At 40.7% G+C, this 15,826-nt stretch carries 11 protein-coding genes and 1 pseudogene; 6 read left to right on the top strand and 6 right to left on the bottom strand.

The genetic code is table 11. The annotated features are described in order from the left end of the window. Positions 1–88: 88 nt before the first annotated feature. Positions 89–1,780, bottom strand: a complete 1,692-nt coding sequence (locus ACLIIY_RS10510) for a methyltransferase domain-containing protein (protein WP_434527581.1) — start codon at positions 1,778–1,780, stop codon at positions 89–91. A gap of 400 nt (positions 1,781–2,180) precedes the next feature. Between ACLIIY_RS10510 and ACLIIY_RS10515 the strand changes: the two genes are divergently transcribed. Together ACLIIY_RS10515 and ACLIIY_RS10520 are read left to right on the top strand one after the other, a co-directional pair. Continuing rightward, positions 2,181–3,491 carry a tyrosine-type recombinase/integrase gene (locus ACLIIY_RS10515; protein ID WP_434527582.1) on the top strand — a complete coding sequence of 437 codons (1,311 nt, stop codon included), beginning with the start codon at positions 2,181–2,183 and terminating at the stop codon, positions 3,489–3,491. A 368-nt stretch (positions 3,492–3,859) separates the two neighbouring features. After that, positions 3,860–4,768, top strand: a complete 909-nt coding sequence (locus ACLIIY_RS10520) for an SET domain-containing protein (protein ID WP_434527583.1) — start codon at positions 3,860–3,862, stop codon at positions 4,766–4,768. Positions 4,769–4,979: 211 nt separating this feature from the next. On the opposite strand, the gene ACLIIY_RS10525 is transcribed toward ACLIIY_RS10520, so the two are convergent. Further along, entirely contained in the window at positions 4,980–6,308 is a 1,329-nt protein-coding gene (locus ACLIIY_RS10525; protein WP_434527584.1) for a type II toxin-antitoxin system HipA family toxin, read from the bottom strand. After that, the gene (locus tag ACLIIY_RS10530) at positions 6,302–6,541 is read right to left on the bottom strand and encodes a helix-turn-helix domain-containing protein (RefSeq protein ID WP_434527585.1); all 240 of its coding nucleotides are present in this window, start codon (positions 6,539–6,541) and stop codon (positions 6,302–6,304) included. Before ACLIIY_RS10530 ends, ACLIIY_RS10525 begins: the two co-directional genes overlap by 7 nt. Before the next feature lie 627 nt (positions 6,542–7,168). Between ACLIIY_RS10530 and ACLIIY_RS10535 the strand changes: the two are divergent. After that, positions 7,169–7,829: pseudogene (locus tag ACLIIY_RS10535) on the top strand (transposase). 366 nt (positions 7,830–8,195) lie between these two features. On the opposite strand, the gene ACLIIY_RS10540 reads toward ACLIIY_RS10535, so the two are convergent. From ACLIIY_RS10540 to ACLIIY_RS10550, 3 genes are all read right to left on the bottom strand, one after another. After that, positions 8,196–8,672 carry a hypothetical protein gene (locus ACLIIY_RS10540; RefSeq protein ID WP_434527586.1) on the bottom strand — a complete coding sequence of 159 codons (477 nt, stop codon included), beginning with the start codon at positions 8,670–8,672 and terminating at the stop codon, positions 8,196–8,198. 67 nt (positions 8,673–8,739) lie between these two features. Beyond that, positions 8,740–10,251 (bottom strand): AAA family ATPase, encoded by a 1,512-nt coding sequence (locus ACLIIY_RS10545; protein WP_434527587.1) that lies wholly within the window; start codon positions 10,249–10,251, stop codon positions 8,740–8,742. A 1,124-nt stretch (positions 10,252–11,375) separates the two neighbouring features. Further along, the gene (locus ACLIIY_RS10550) at positions 11,376–12,560 is read right to left on the bottom strand and encodes a hypothetical protein (RefSeq protein WP_434527588.1); all 1,185 of its coding nucleotides are present in this window, start codon (positions 12,558–12,560) and stop codon (positions 11,376–11,378) included. Between the two features lie 98 nt (positions 12,561–12,658). On the opposite strand from ACLIIY_RS10550, the gene ACLIIY_RS10555 reads away from it, so the two are divergent. The 3 genes from ACLIIY_RS10555 (at position 12,659) to hsdR (ending at position 15,815) form a co-directional block, all read left to right on the top strand. Further along, positions 12,659–12,850, top strand: a complete 192-nt coding sequence (locus ACLIIY_RS10555) for a helix-turn-helix transcriptional regulator (protein WP_434527589.1) — start codon at positions 12,659–12,661, stop codon at positions 12,848–12,850. Between the two features lie 236 nt (positions 12,851–13,086). Next, complete coding sequence (locus ACLIIY_RS10560) at positions 13,087–13,179, top strand: hypothetical protein (protein ID WP_434528548.1); 93 nt, start codon at positions 13,087–13,089, stop codon at positions 13,177–13,179. Positions 13,180–13,370: 191 nt separating this feature from the next. After that, positions 13,371–15,815: an EcoAI/FtnUII family type I restriction enzme subunit R gene (hsdR, locus tag ACLIIY_RS10565; protein WP_434527590.1), complete on the top strand. Its 2,445-nt coding sequence runs from the start codon at positions 13,371–13,373 to the stop codon at positions 15,813–15,815. The last annotated feature ends 11 nt before the right edge of the window (positions 15,816–15,826 follow it).

Below are 15,826 nucleotides of genomic sequence, written 5' to 3' on the forward strand. Positions count from 1 at the left end.
CTATGAGCTTTATAGGAAACATCACATTAATAAATGGAGTTGTTGGAAAAGTATTCGCTGCGCTTCCAGAATAACGTTCAGTTTGAGATCACCACTCTGCAATACAAAGACGGCTTTTCACACCGCGAATCTGCAATCCCATCGCCTCAAATACATGCTCAAAGTCTTGGCAGGAAGCAGGAACATTCGGTAAAGACAACGACGCTTCTATAAAGAATGATTGGCTGAGTGTTTCTGACTCTCCCCACGCCAATTCCCACCAATCCAAAATACGTTGTTTCGATGCATTCAAGCGATAAACCGCAGGCAGTCGATCGCGCTTGTTTAAGTTTTCGGTTTTGGATGTTGGCAGCAAGTTCCATTTATCGTTGTTCGGCCAATAAGCAAAGGGCAAGCAGTGATCAACTTGATATTCGTTTGGGAGCTTACGACCACTCCAAACGCTAAAAATATCTAAGTCATTTTCACGCAACTTCTTAACTCTATCGCGCACTAAGCTAGTGTCGTGTTTCTTATCAAACCACAACAAGCAATCGTGGTATGTTTGCAGCGCGATGCCTCGTTCTTGGTTTGAGCTAAACCGCTGCATTTCAAGAATCCATTGATTGACCACCAAAGGTTCAATCCAAGAGTGATAAAGCCTAAAGCAGTCCCACAAACTCTCATCCAGAATAAATTGGCCATAGCTTTCAAGGAATACTCCATCAACAACAATAGTGCCTTTCTGCTTTTTCGATGAACGTACCATTTCAAAATATGGATTCGATTTGTCACCTTGGTATGTGTAGGTAACTGGGCCATCTTTGATGGTTTTCAAACTGTCTTTAATCGCTTTATCTAAAGCAGCCACATCATCACCAATAAACATGGTACCAATCGCTAAATCATCAGGGCTTAAATGAGATAGCTTGCCCCAACCATCAGGCTCAATGAAGCCGAGCCCTTTTGATGCATTAGAGTTCTGCTGGATGTTTTCTTTATCGATAAGGCGTTTGAACTGACGAATCCAATACAGGCCAACTAAACCAAGAGGGATCGCGACTTTGCCGTCTGTACGGTCAATAACGGCTCCAGAATGTGCATCTGCAATTCGCAATAAGGTTCGTAGCAATGCCAGTTTGTAAGTTGCTGATTTAGAGTCGTTTACGATGATATGACGAACCTTGTTGAGATCACCGGAACCATCATCGGGAAGTGACATGACAACCGTCTGCCAATGAACGTCATCACGCTTGAGTTGATCGTCACTGTCAGAAATATGCCTAACCATAAGCGCACTATTCTTTGCCAGCTGTTCTAACTCTTGAACAGAGACAGGATAAGCTTTGCGCCCATCGGTAAACTCACCATGGCGAAGGCTTATAACCAATCGGCCATTTGGCGCAAGCAGATTAGAGAGCTTACGGAGGGCACGCTCACGACGAGACGTCGCAAGGTGCATCCATACCGCACTCACCAAAATAAGATCAAAGCGAAGCCCCAAGTTGGTGGTTTTCTCAAGCGCTGGCAAAGCATCATCAAGCCAAGTAACCGAATCACCTGTCTTAACTTTCCCAAGCTCTAGTAGAGATGCAGCAGGCTCAAGAGCAATCACCTCACAGCCTTGTTCTGACATCCATTTTGCATCTCTCCCAGACCCCGCTCCCACATCCAATACCCGATCGCCAGCATGAGGCCAAAAAGCCTGCCAGCTCGCGTGAACGTTCTCAAACGTCGTCGAGTTATATTGCTCCGCTAATGAGCTCGCATTTTGGTTATAGAAATTGGTGGTTGGGGACATAAAGGTAAGGCTACAATTGAACTGAACACATAGTAAGTGCTATTGAATGCAAAGACTAGAAGGTAGTGCAAAAGTTGTAGGAAACGTTACGTTAGAAGTGCTGTCGCCCAAAACGACAAAACCCCGATAACTCGAGGAGCTATCGGGGTTTTTAAATAAATGGCACGCCCTATAGGATTCGAACCTATGACCACATCCTTAGAAGTGATGTTGTTACATAGTTACATTTAATTGCCCGAAATTTCAATATAATTTAAAATCAAAAACTTACAAGGAAAAACCTCAAGCACCATATCACTTACGATTACATTTAGCTACACTAAACCACCACCTTACTTGACTAACAACTTGACTAGATTTAATGTTAGTCAAGTTACTCTTGTTTTGGATGAAGGTGCGCATGTTAACCGTTAAAGAAATTAAAGGGCTAAGACCAAGAAAGTCTCCTTACTACACTTGGGACAAATCAGGAGAGAGAGGCAGAGGTCGCCTAGGTGTACAGGTAATGCCATCGGGTTCAATTAACTTTAAGTTTCGCTACTTCAAAGATTCAAAGCCCATATTCATTCAACTAGGTAAAATGCCTGGCATGACTCTCTCCCAAGCTCGTGACCTTTGCAAAAAGTATGGCGACTTGTTATCACAGGGATTAGACCCGAAATCCGAGCTAAAAAAACAAGAAATGAAGAAGGCTCAAGAGGAGAGGGAAAATAACGAAATCGGTACTTTTGAGCAATTGATAAAGTTTCACAAAGAGTCAAAAAAGGAGCAAGGTAACCGATCATACCAAGACGAGTATGACAAAGTAGTCGCTAATGTTTTTCCGTATATTGATATCCATCGAAAAGCTAAAGATTTTGAATCAGAAGACTTCCTCGATGCTCTCGCCATACCGATAGATCAAGGCTATGAAGCGAAAAGCAACAAACTGCGTTCCATTCTTCATGCGGCATTTAACTTTGCACTTAGCTACGACAATGACCCGAAATATCGAAATCGAGGCTCCAAGTTTGGAATAAAAAGCAATCCCATATCTAATATCCCAACACAATCTGAAAAAGTGGGGAACCATTACCTCTCATGGGAAGAAGTAACACAGCTTCTTTATGACATGGAACATCGATATGACGATTTGAACCTCGCATATCAAACTAGACAGGTCGTAAGGCTTTGCTTCTACCTGGGAGGACAACGCCCACATGAAGTGGTAACGATTAAGTGGTCGAATATCAATTTTGCTCAAAGAACAGTTCTAATCACTGAAGCTTTCCAGAAAACCAAAAAAAACCACATGGTGCCACTCACTGAATCAGCGATCAAAATACTAAAAGAAATCAAAGAGCAGACAAGCGGCACTAATAGCCCATTCGTTTTCTACAAGAAAACGGATACTAATGAACATATGCCTACTAACACAATTGCCCAAGCTCTGCTTACATACAAGAAAGTAACAAAGGTGAGACAATTTGTAGCTAGAGATTTTCGTAGAACAGTAAAAACATTAGGAGGCGAAGTTAAGATCTCAAAAGAGCATCGTGACCGTATACAAGGGCATGCGATTAATGATGTATCAGGCAGGCACTACGACATGTACGAATACATCGATGAAAAACGTTCAGGGCTAGAGAAATGGGAAGAGGCACTTAATTCACGTCTTGATCATTATAAGCGAACATACTTTGAGAGAGAGCTTCCTTGGAAGAAGGGATAACTTGCCTAACAATATTTCATACCTCATAAAATCTTACTGTCTTGATGGTAAAGCGCGGTCTAATCCTACAGCTTGCGCTCTCCCCTCAAGCTCGCACCTGAGTAGTATAAGTTTGAAACTCTTATTGATTGCTAATTAACCACAGCGTGCAATAGTCACCACATTGGCTGTTCAAACTACGCTAGTTTAAACTTGATTTAGCTATTCTTGTTAGTTATGATTTTGCGAGCGCACCTAGACGCTATCCTGGAAATTCAAAGTCGCCCCGCCGACACTAGGTTACAATTTGTTTTGCTCTTACAACCTGCCTTGTAATTGCTTCGTATTAATTCGCGTACCAGGAAGCGAGGATTTTACACGAGGTAAATATGACAAAGCTAAGTAACAAATTAAAAAAAGAAGCAAAATCTATCCGCAAAGCCGACTCTTCCAGAAAACTAACTCATATTCAAAATGAACTCGCAGTCACTCACGGCTATCCTAGCTATAAAGCCCTCCTTCTCCAAGAAAAACAAGATGAAATCTCCAAACGAGTAGAGTTTGCAACTTCAAGTGAGCTAGACGACACACATATTTACCCAACCATCGGTGAAGGGATTGAGGTTTACGTACGCAAGGACGGAATCCGAGGTGTAAAGGCTCTAAGCACTTTTAATATTGGTGAGGTTGTTTTTAATGACAAGATATTGGTAAGTCTAGGGGCATATTCAGCGCGGGACCCGAACAGAGAAGGAATGCCTTGGTCGTTGACTCGACATCTTATTGAAAGTCGCCCTGAACTCATAGAATATATGGAAAATGTCTTGAAGCTTCGAGACAGCTTCAAGCCTAAATTAGATGCTTTAGATAAAGAGATAATTAGAGAAATTGCTTCCGAGCATTGCTTATCAGAAGCTTACGTTATTAAAGTATATTATTTAGTAACTACATATAATTTAACTACTACTTATCGAACCATTATTCCATCCTTGGGGATCGTACATGACCAGAAATTCTGTCTGATATCACTAGCTCTATGTTATGCCAACCATTCGTGTAACCCGAATACAGAACGTAAAAGTACAGCGTCTGAATCGGGTGAAATTTCAGAGACATTTCTCGTTGCTACAAGGAAAATTAACATCGGTGATGAAATCACATGGTCGTATTTTGGAGAGTGTCAGCACCGAAAATTAAAAGATAGGCAGAAAAGGCTAAAGCGAGAATTTGGGTTTTTGTGTCATTGCTCGCGATGCTTCTCAGAACATAGGAAAATCAAACCATTAGGTAAGCGTTAAATTATGCTGACTGTACTCCGAAACTAAACGCACAATAAATTAAATTTAAGACATGTTACGTGTATGTATATTATGCGTATACGTAACGTGTGGCTGAATCGTACACACCAACTGTTTTTTTGAAATGACTGTTCGAAATATTCCCAAATACGCAATCAACACAGTCTTGCAATAACTTACACGACTGTGAAGCTTTTCTTGAAATACTGATTTATTTTTTTGTCAATTGAATCTTCTTGACGGTCTTTAAGACACCGTTAAATATCTTATCTCTTACACTTTCGTTGATATCTGTTGGTAGCGAGTTTCCGACAACATCAATCACCGCCATTGCCGTCGATTCAAACTCATCAAGCAATAAGCGAACCTTTTCTCGCCTTATGTTCGGGACGTTCATAGTGTGAAAGGTATCTTCGAAATGGCGCGGTTGAAGCTGGTGCCACTTCCATTTTCGCCCACTAGTGCCACGTAAGCTCATTGCCATCTTGATCTTACGCTCACTCAAACCACGCCCACCTATCAGTGGATGTGCCGAAATAATGTCATACAGTGGTGCAAGCTGATAGCGACCAGATGCAGCTATACTCACAGAGAAATTCTTCCCATGCCCGTCAATGGCAGCTAGTAGCCAAAACAATATCTGAGAACGCGCAAAAGTAACGGTATCGTTGATTTCGTATGAGTATCGCAAAATATCAACAGCTTCTTCTATACCGATACCACCATCGATTTCATATTTTCTAGCCGATTGAATCCCTTTTGCCTGGCAAAAGTCCTCATGAGGCAAGCGCAAGTAATAGCTATTATCAGCAGATAACTTTCTATCAAATCGCTCAACAGACAAAGCACGAACATCACCAGCTTGAATAATGCCACAGTTTGCCGTTTCAATACCGAACGCCTTTGCTAGCCTCATACAAATCAACTCATTATCGACACTAGTAGACAAATCAATAACATTGTTCTGAGAAATAATTTCACCTATTGGCAGCTTGATAATATGCGTAGTTGGAGTCATTCCCTGTGGCAACATCCATCTTCCATCGTGGAATAGTACGGCTGTCTTTTCCTGCGCTCCCGCTATCGAAATCCTAAAATCATCTTCCTCTTTCAGCATCCCTAGAGGAGCGCCCTCCATATATCCCGTTAGGATTCTAACCAATTCCTTATCGGATAACGCCTTTGCGGTTATAACTCGATGATCGTCTACATCAAAGCCTTCTGGAACTAGCGTGATAGCACCTACAGCATCTCGACCAACCTTAGCTAGTAGGTCAAATGGCTGTTTAGTATCTGATTTATAGCGAGCCGCTATTCTATCTCGTATCTGCTGATTATCTGGCAGTAAGTTATCAAAGAAGTTAATAACCTCTCTGCCAGTATACGCATCCTTCCTGAGAGGCATAGAAAGCGAGATAGGGCGACTATTTGGTGCTGAAATCCAGTCCGAATCGTAAGTGAAAACATGTGCGCCGTTTGTGCGCTTTTCAAGTACCCCAACCTTTAAGCCATTCATGTAAGCATGAAGTCGATTCACCATTCGTCAACAGCCCCTTTAGTTTCAGTAATGTGCTTGCCTTTAGGCACAATATGCATTTCTAGCCCATTGATAGACAGGAGCCTGAATAATGTTTCTATCGTGGATTTTTCAGGGTTGCTTTCAAAATTTGATACCGTTGCTTGCCGCAGACCAAGATCTGTTTGCTTTAGGCCGTTGTCCTTTCGGGCTTCGCGTAACGCATTGCCGAGGGCTGTCGGTGTGTTAACTAGCATTATGATACCCTTAGTTAGATATGGAGATAGTGTGCATTATATACTCCATAGAGTATATGGTGAAAATATACTCTATGGGGTATATTAAAACAATATACTTCACGGAGTATATTTAATATATACTCTAAACAGTATATGACCAGAAGTTAGTCAGAAATCTGTCCAGAGTACATATCATCCAAGAGTTTTAAGTAAAACGACTTAGTGAAATAGACCAGTCGTAAATAGGTCAACTACATTGTTTGCGATGTCTGGTGTAATGCTAAAACTCAAGAGCATACTATGGTTCGCAACTCAGAAAAAATCCTTCTTAGTTGCCTAAATCACCTTTGCCGCTAAACGTGTTTGAACTACGAATCTTATGGCGTCGCAGTAGATAGTCGTAGATTACGAAAACTTTTCATCAACCTGTAATGAATCGTGATGAACTTTTAATTATTTATCAAATAATCAATAGCTTGGATAGGTAAACAAAAAAAGTTAGATTAGAAAAACTTTTCATCAATCTGTGATGAACCTTAATGAATTTTAAAATAAGAATGCTCCTTGGCTTTGTTGCTTAAATCGATTGAACTAAATCAATAAGCTACGTACTGATCGGCTACACCCATCAATTGTCGTAGCTTCATGCCTAAACCTCGTTACAAAACAGCTCACTGGAAACAGTACAATAAAGCCTTAACCAACCGTGGTTCTCTGACCTTTTGGGTTGATGAGGAAGCGATAGCCAAGTGGAAACAAAGTAAATAAGACAAACGTGGTAGACCTCGCCGATTCAGCAACTTAACCATTACCACCGCACTGATGGGAAACGCAGAGTCTGGCGTAAGTGCATATCACAGTAGATACAGGCACCCATGAAATAGTCGCAGCAGAGCTGAGTTTATCTAACGTCACCGATTCCGAAGTGCTCCCCAACTTACTCAAACAGGTACGTCGTAATATCATTGAGATATCAGGTGATGGTGCTTATGACACAAGGAAATGCAACAATGCTATACGGGTAAGCGAGCGGTTCCACTTATCTCGCCACGAGAAGGGGCTGCCTTCAGGGAGCAAGGACACCTTGAAATTTAGCACTAGGCTTTCAGAGACAGCAATGTATCGAGTGAAACCGTTGTTAGGTGGGAAATTAAGTCTGAGAAACTACAACGCTCAAGTTGGCGAGACTTACGCTATGATCAAAGCGCTGAATAAGCTTACGGGGTTAGGTATACCAGAAACTCAGCACATCGCTTCAGATGCTAGCAGAACGATAGATCATTCATTTTTCAATTTAGTCGAGTAAGTAGCTATTTAATACGTTCAATTTGACGTCTTCATCTAGCCCTCACGTGAATGATTATTCACTTAATCGTAAGGCGCTACCACTGATTCAGTCACAAAAGTCAGATAGAGAACGAAACTACCAGCTAAAGCAGTTATGCCCCAAAGCTATTTAGAGTAATTGATCATTCACAGGCTGCTAAGTGTCAGCTACGCTAGCTTTCTCCCATGCGCTATGTTTGGTGACTTTGGTTCTACTAGTTTCGGAAGCGCTAGATACAAAATCATGTGTGAGAGCTGATCTCTGTTTCTTTCCAATAAAATTGATATTGGTGAAATCAAATTTAAACGACCTTACATAAGACCTTATCAATAGAAGTTGCATTAATTATTGTGGAGAACAAAGGACATTATCATATTGATACCGATTAAATACATAACTACGTCCATTCCAACGCATAATAGGAAAACAGAACCCCGTGCCTGCTACCTCAATATCTGGCCAACCGTGAGAATCTTCAGTTGCTATAAACGTAGGTATTCCGACTCCACTGGTGACTAGCTTCCAGCTACTATTATTCAATTTACTGACGAGAGAATAGTGATAGCCAGTATTACCATAACAATAAGTACTACCCTCAGTGATTAGCACTTCTGGTAGGCTATCACCATTTAAATCTCGTACGATTGTTATCTCACCCGAAGATGAGGGGCTAAGTTCGTGACAATCACTACGCCAATACTTGCCATCTGAACGATAGCCTGCGGTCTTAAACGCAGCGACTTCATCAGCAGAGGAAAGTTGTGCTGAAAACACGTCTATACTTAATAACGTCATTGGAACATATAGTAAGAATGTTTTCATTTTTGACTTCACCATTGTCACTGACAGAAAAATCTTGGTAAGGAGGTGACCATCGCTGAGATCAAAATTAGGCGACAGATGCAATATCTTCTAACTTAATTAGTTGTAAGTTATCTTTGTCTAGTTTGCCTATTCTGCCGTTACGACACATCCTCAACTCTTGGTTTTCGATAATTTTCTCAAACAGGTTACGGATGCCCCGACCATTAGAAAACTTTATTTTGTCTTCAGCGTTAACACCCACGATCATATTTAATAAGTCGTCACTAACCATTTTATCGAGTACATAGGCATTCTTTTCAAAGTTGAGTTTCAATATCTCAGTAAGCTCATTGCTATCGTAGTCATCAAAATGAATCCTACGGTTTAAGCGAGAGCGTAGCCCTTGGTTGCTTTCCATAAGCTCTTCCATTTCATTTTCGTAGCCAGCCATAATAACGATTAGATTATCTCTGTCATCTTCCATGCGTTTGAGAAGGGTAGTTATGGCTTCTTTACCAAAGTCATTCCCTTCCCCTTTTAATGCATATGCTTCATCAATAAACAGAACTCCACCCAAAGAGCTATCAACCACTCCATTGGTTTTTATTGCAGTATGCCCAACATACTCACCAACAAGATCACTACGTGTAGCCTCAATAAATCTATCACTGCTGGTTAGACCGAGAGCAAAGAACATCTTGGAAATAATGCGTGCCACAACGGTTTTCCCAGTACCAGCATTACCAGTGAAAACCATATGGTAGCTACGTTCACTAATGGGTAGTCCATGAGCCTCACGTTCTTTTTTTATCGTAATCTCACTAACTAGGGCCGTTACACGGGATTTAACCGTATGAAGACCTATCATAGAGTTTAATTCTTCTTGTAGCTCTTTGATGTCCTTAACAGGCTTTGAGCTAACGACTTGCGTCGAAGAACCTGTGATAGGATAACTTCCAGTTATATTTGATGAAGTTGGAACAAATGGGCTTGTTAGATAATCACTATTCATGTAATTACGGATATTGTTAAGATGAGTTTCAATCTTATCAATATATTTCTTGGTTCGAATGTTAATAGAAAGCTCATGAACACGCTGAACATATTTGCAAAAGAAGATATAGTCTTTGGTACCTACTGCTTTATTAGGTTTACGTAAGTCTGTCCAGTCATCGTTTCTGAAAGAAAAGATTACCTCTTCACATAGCATTGTCAGATAGTTGAGTAGTTTGAACTTACCAAACGTATCAAGGGTCTCTCTGTGTTTTTCTGCATCATTAATATTTGCCAAACGCTTTTCGTACATTTCAACAAATAATTTGGTGTTTAGATAGTTACGACTATCTTCGTGCTTGAGCTTATCCCAATCGAAACCATCAAAATCTGCGATAATTCGGTTTGCTTCGACTCTTGCACGATCAAAAGCCAAATCTAGGCATTCTTCAAGTGACTGTGGATCTTCTGGTAAGAATCGTGGCTGAAAGTCGTAGCTTATTCCTGTTAGACTTTTGAATACTGGGAAGGTCAAAAAATCATTTCCGTCGGTATCTTTAGTTTTACTGTTACCAACAAATAGTATATCTGGATCTATTATCATTTTGGTTCTTAGCTTAAATAGTTACTGTTTGAGTCTTCTGCATAGTTAGAGAACCCTCTCATAAAACCTATGTATTATGTATATTAAACAATTACACTTTTTTGCATGAGAACTTAAGTATGGTGTCAGTAAAATAAGATTTCATTACTTCAAGATCTAACCACTTTAAAGTTATAAGATTAGTCGTTCATTTACTTAATTTGTACCAATCAAGCCTATTGATTTACATAAAGTTACCTGTTGATAATCAGCGCCAGTATACTACTTGCGATCCCCCCTCACAGCTCAGGTTTGCCATAACTGAAGTTATTCATGGATTACTAATTTAGCAAATAGGCTGGCAAATTTTTGTCTAAAAACCAGTTTGAATCTAGGCTAGGATTGATTGACTAACGAAGTAGAGCCAATGTTCACTATATAATAGAAGCGCTACAGAGCTAGGCTCTGTAACCTAGCTAACTCTGAGCAGAAGGGGAAAAGGTACTCTAGGGCTTCTAGTAAGAACAATACCAAATTAAATCGTTATCGGTATTATCAAGAACACTGTTCTGAAAATTTTAGTCCTGAGTTTAGTCTTTATATCCCCAAAACAATACAAATCGTTCAGCAGAATGAAGGCTTTCTAAAAGCATAAAACAAGCTAAAGCGATCCCGAAAAAGCATTGAAGCTCAAAGCGGAACTTTTTGATGCACGAAAAACCAATTTACGTGCAACCACCTCTGCACGAAAGCTTGTATTACGTGCGAGGAAATAAAAAATGTCACACGAAGCACTAAAACTGTCTTTTGCGACACAGCAATTGCGTCCTGCGACAACGAAAAAAAACCGACAAGAGCAAGTTTTAATTATTTATTTTTAGTTTTTCAGCCTTGCTCCTTATATTAAGTCTATAACCGTTATAATAATTATAGCAGTCATAATAGTTATAACATATTTTTTTGAGGGAATATAGATTTAATTTGGTCCTTGTATGACAATAAAATTTGAAAGCCTATTTTCAATATAAATAAATAATACCGAAAGAGTACTAAATCATACTATTAACTCATAACATATTGTCATGAACAACCATTCTATTTAAATAGCATGCATTAACAAAACAACACCTTTTAAATCTCAATTATCAACATATTTTATTTTTTAATTTATAAACAGCCGTGCGAGATATACCCAGGGTTTTCGCAATTTCATCCATTGTTATATTGGGGTTTACTTTTCTTTCTTCAAGTAACGTTTTTAGACGATCACGTTTCTCAATATCCATATTTGTTCCTTTGATAACTCCCGTTTCAATTGGAAATGAACAAACAACCATGAAAGCTTCGTATCTGCTAATACAATTCAATAACGTCATCGACTTTTGCATATTGCTAGATGCTTCTAACCAAATGTCGGAATCTTTCAATCTCCATAAATTACCTTCAATTTCTCCACCTAAAGATCTAGCAATTTCGACAATCCAATCTTCGTAACTAGCCCTATTAATCTCGAGATCTTTAATCATCTCATAGGCTTTGGGGTAATGACTTTTACTGAACTCTAAAATCACTTTTGCGTAACCTGTCCAATCAGGTTCAGTTTTATCCACTTGATTTAGCCAACCAATTGCCATCCGAGGTTGCACTGAAAATAAAGCTAACCAGCGATATAGTAATTCTGCTGTAAGAGTCAGGTCTCCTCTCTTATAGTCATTCAGATTACGTTCCTCGGATTTGTCATTGGAGTACCGATAAACAGCAGAGACCAACCTTCGTGTAGCTTTCTTATATGCTAAGGCATTCCGAGAAGAATGGTGTTCTCGACAGAAGTAAGAGGATTGGTTTACTCGTTTGTAACACAAAGCACAAAACGGTAAAGCCAAAGCTGAATACGTTTTTGAAACCTTGTCTGACGACGGCTTTTGAGGCGTCAATCCCTTCGCTTTAACAAGCATTTGCTCAATCACATCAATGTATTCGATAACTTCATCATTTTGATCTTGAAGTAACGTTTTTGGTGAGAGATTCGATGTTGGGGTTCTGAAGTTAATAAGTTTATCGATTGATGCAGACAACCCTCCTGCAAAACGAACAAATTCTTCAATGGTAGTAGGCTTTCGATTCGCAAAAGTCTTAAGAAAACGGAGGTTTAACATTAGCACTTCAGACACTTCTAACTCTAAATCAACATCAAATGCTTCAATAACAGATATACCTTTTGGACTCTTCTTTTGAGTTAGCTTTTTGTTTTCTGTTTTAGAGCGTGCTTTTAGTTTCTTAAGGTTTTCTTCCAATTTCTTTTCAAGCACTACCGCAGCCACTTTATCCATCGGTGTAAACCCTATTGTGTCTTTTCCTTAATCTACAACACTTGCTTTTGTTTTCATACGATTACATCAAACAAAAAGCAAAAACGAGAATAATAAAAATGATAGATAGTAATTTTATAAGAGTTAGCGACTTAGCTACGTACCTGAATATAAGTAAAGTGACTGTGTGGCGCTGGCGCAAAGAAGGTCGCCTCCCAGCAGCTCGTGCAATCAGCCCGAGAATTGTCGGCTGGAAACGAGAGACGATTGAATCATGGCTCGAAGAACAAACAACAGAGCTACCGTACTAAGAGGCGTAAGTGAATGAACATACAAACTAACGAACGTACTTACATTACAGACTTACGAACCAAACCTAAGCAGCAAAAGCAGAAGGAAAATGTTTTGAGAACCCCCAATTACAAGCCGCTGTTGGAGGGAGGTATATAAAAGCTCAAAATATCATTGATAAACGAACAAAAATCGGAGTATCAAGGCAGGCTTTAGTCGTGGTTACTTAGGTAAGGTAGAAAGAGATGGCGTTCGAATCACAGTTGAAAAGCTTTATCAGCTAGCTCGAGTTCTCGATTGTGAGGTGGCTGATCTTTTACCCAAAGATCGACCTGACTTACTGGATTAGGAGAAGCTTAAGCCCTTAAGCTTTTTCACGAACAACTACACTGCTCTCGCAGTGTAGATTTCTACCTGTGTAGTTCCTTTACCTATTTTAGAAAAACACCATCCACTTCACTGATAAGTCAGTATCTTTTCTGCTTTTATGCATCCTTTGGTATAGTCATGAAATGCATTTGTACTGAGCTGGCTAATCGCATGAAATCGACAATTAATAAATCAAAGCTATCTGAAACCGACATCATCACGAAATTCATTCTTCCTGCTATCAAAGATGCTGGATGGGATGATATGTCTCAAATCCGTCAAGAGGTAAAACTACGTGACGGTAAGGTCATCGTTCGTGGTCAGGCAGCGGCGAGGAAAAAGGTTAAGTCTGCGGACATCGTCCTTTACCATAAACCGAGCATGCCTCTAGCAGTTGTCGAAGCAAAAGCGAATAAGCATGAAATCGGCAAAGGTATGCAACAAGGTCTAGATTACGCCAGCTTACTTGAAGTCCCTTTTGTCTTTGCCTCAAATGGCGACGGTTTTATCTTCCACGACAAAACCAACCCAGCTCAACTCGAAACTGAAATTCGACTTGAAGACTTCCCGACACCTCAGCAACTATGGGACAAGTACTGCGTTTGGAAAGGCTACAAAACCGAGCACCTTCCAGTCATTACTCAAGATTACCATGATGATGGTAGCGGTAAGTCTCCGCGCTACTATCAACTACAGGCGATAAACAAAACCGTGGAAGCGGTAGCCGCAGGACAAAACCGTGTACTGTTGGTTATGGCAACGGGTACGGGCAAAACTTACACTGCATTCCAGATTATTTGGCGACTATGGAAGTCCCGAGCCAAAAAACGCATCCTGTTTTTAGCGGACAGAAACATTCTGGTCGATCAAACTAAGACCAACGACTTCCAGCCGTTTGGCACCGCTATGACCAAAGTCACTGGTCGAACAGTCGATCCCGCTTACGAAATCCACCTAGCTCTGTATCAAGCTCTTACAGGGTCAGAAGAGCACCAAAAAGCATACAAACAAGTCGATCCTGATTTCTTTGACCTTATTGTTGTTGACGAGTGTCACCGTGGCAGTGCCGCTGAGGACAGCGCATGGCGCGAGATTCTTGAGTATTTCGGTTCTGCGACTCAAATAGGGCTAACCGCGACACCGAAAGAAACCGATATCGTGTCTAACACCGAGTACTTTGGCGATGCCATTTATACCTACTCTCTAAAGCAAGGTATTGAAGACGGTTTCTTAGCCCCTTACAAAGTTGTGCGTGTAGATATCGATGTAGATTTACAAGGTTGGCGACCAACCAAAGGACAAGTCGATAAACATGGTGAAGTCATCGAAGACAGGATCTATAACCAGAAAGACTTCGACAGAACTATGGTCATTGATGAGCGAACAGAGCTTGTTGCACAAACCATCACCAGCTACCTCAAGCGCACCGATCCTATGGCGAAGACTATTGTGTTCTGTAATGACATTGACCACGCAGATCGTATGCGCCGAGCACTAATCAACTGCAACCCTGAGCAAGTTGCTAAGAATGAAAAATACGTAATGAAAATTACAGGTGATGATGAAATCGGCAAAGCTCAGCTTGATAACTTCATCAACCCCAAAAAGGCTTACCCTGTTATCGCGACCACCTCAGAACTCATGACAACAGGTGTCGATGCAAAAACTTGCAAACTGGTTGTTCTTGACCAGAGCATTCAGTCGATGACCAAGTTTAAGCAGATCATCGGTCGTGGTACTCGTATTGATGATCGTTACGGAAAGCTATGGTTTACCATTCTCGACTTCAAAAAGGCAACTGAACTGTTCGCGGATGAGCGCTTTGATGGTGTCCCTGAGCGAGTTAAAGAGACAAAACCAGAAGACTTCGATACCGATGAAGGACTCGATGAGATCATCGATGGTGAGGGTGAACTTGAACAAGGCGATCCATTTGAAGGGGAAGATATCGACCCTGAAAGCATCCATGAACCAGAAGCTCCATACGACTCAGGTTCATCTCCTTCTGACGGTAGCAATTCCGATGATGATTGGCAGGATGAAAACCGAGTGAGAAAGTTCCATGTCAACGGTGTAACGGTGAAAGCCATTGCCGAACGTGTTCAATACTACGATTCCGACGGTAAACTCGTAACCGAATCGTTCAAAGACTATACCCGCAAGACGATGGCAAAACAGTTCACCTCAATGGATGACTTTGTTAAGCGCTGGCAAGATGCCGATAAAAAGCAAGCAATCATTGATGAACTGGCAGAGGAAGGCATTATCTGGGAAGCGTTAGAGCTGGAAGTAGGCAAAGATCTCGACCCATTCGACATGATTTGTCATGTCGTGTATGACCAACCAGCACTCACCAGAAAAGAACGCGCTGACAACGTCAAAAAGCGCAACTACTTCACTAAGTACGGTGAAACGGCTCAGCAGGTGTTGAACAACTTACTAGACAAGTACTCAGACGAAGGCGTTCAAGAGATTGAAAATATTCATGTACTCAAAGTTAAGCCTTTTGACGAGATGGGACGCCCTGCTGAAATCGTCAAAAAGTGCTTTGGTGGTAAAGAGCAGTATTTAGAAGCAATTTCTGAGTTGGAAGCTGAGATTTATCAATCAGCCTAATAAACCAAGCT

Source organism: Vibrio sp. K4 (assembly GCF_051122595.1).
Taxonomy (GTDB): domain Bacteria; phylum Pseudomonadota; class Gammaproteobacteria; order Enterobacterales; family Vibrionaceae; genus Vibrio; species Vibrio owensii.

Excerpts from the sequence above, each read along its gene's own strand:
- ACLIIY_RS10510 (WP_434527581.1), bottom strand. The coding sequence starts at position 1,780 with ATGTCCCCAACCACCAATTTCTATAACCAAAATGCGAGCTCATTAGCG.
- ACLIIY_RS10515 (WP_434527582.1), top strand. The coding sequence starts at position 2,181 with ATGTTAACCGTTAAAGAAATTAAAGGGCTAAGACCAAGAAAGTCTCCT.
- ACLIIY_RS10520 (WP_434527583.1), top strand. The coding sequence starts at position 3,860 with ATGACAAAGCTAAGTAACAAATTAAAAAAAGAAGCAAAATCTATCCGC.
- ACLIIY_RS10525 (WP_434527584.1), bottom strand. The coding sequence starts at position 6,308 with ATGGTGAATCGACTTCATGCTTACATGAATGGCTTAAAGGTTGGGGTA.
- ACLIIY_RS10530 (WP_434527585.1), bottom strand. The coding sequence starts at position 6,541 with ATGCTAGTTAACACACCGACAGCCCTCGGCAATGCGTTACGCGAAGCC.
- ACLIIY_RS10540 (WP_434527586.1), bottom strand. The coding sequence starts at position 8,672 with ATGAAAACATTCTTACTATATGTTCCAATGACGTTATTAAGTATAGAC.
- ACLIIY_RS10545 (WP_434527587.1), bottom strand. The coding sequence starts at position 10,251 with ATGATAATAGATCCAGATATACTATTTGTTGGTAACAGTAAAACTAAA.
- ACLIIY_RS10550 (WP_434527588.1), bottom strand. The coding sequence starts at position 12,560 with ATGGATAAAGTGGCTGCGGTAGTGCTTGAAAAGAAATTGGAAGAAAAC.
- ACLIIY_RS10555 (WP_434527589.1), top strand. The coding sequence starts at position 12,659 with ATGATAGATAGTAATTTTATAAGAGTTAGCGACTTAGCTACGTACCTG.
- hsdR (WP_434527590.1), top strand. The coding sequence starts at position 13,371 with ATGAAATCGACAATTAATAAATCAAAGCTATCTGAAACCGACATCATC.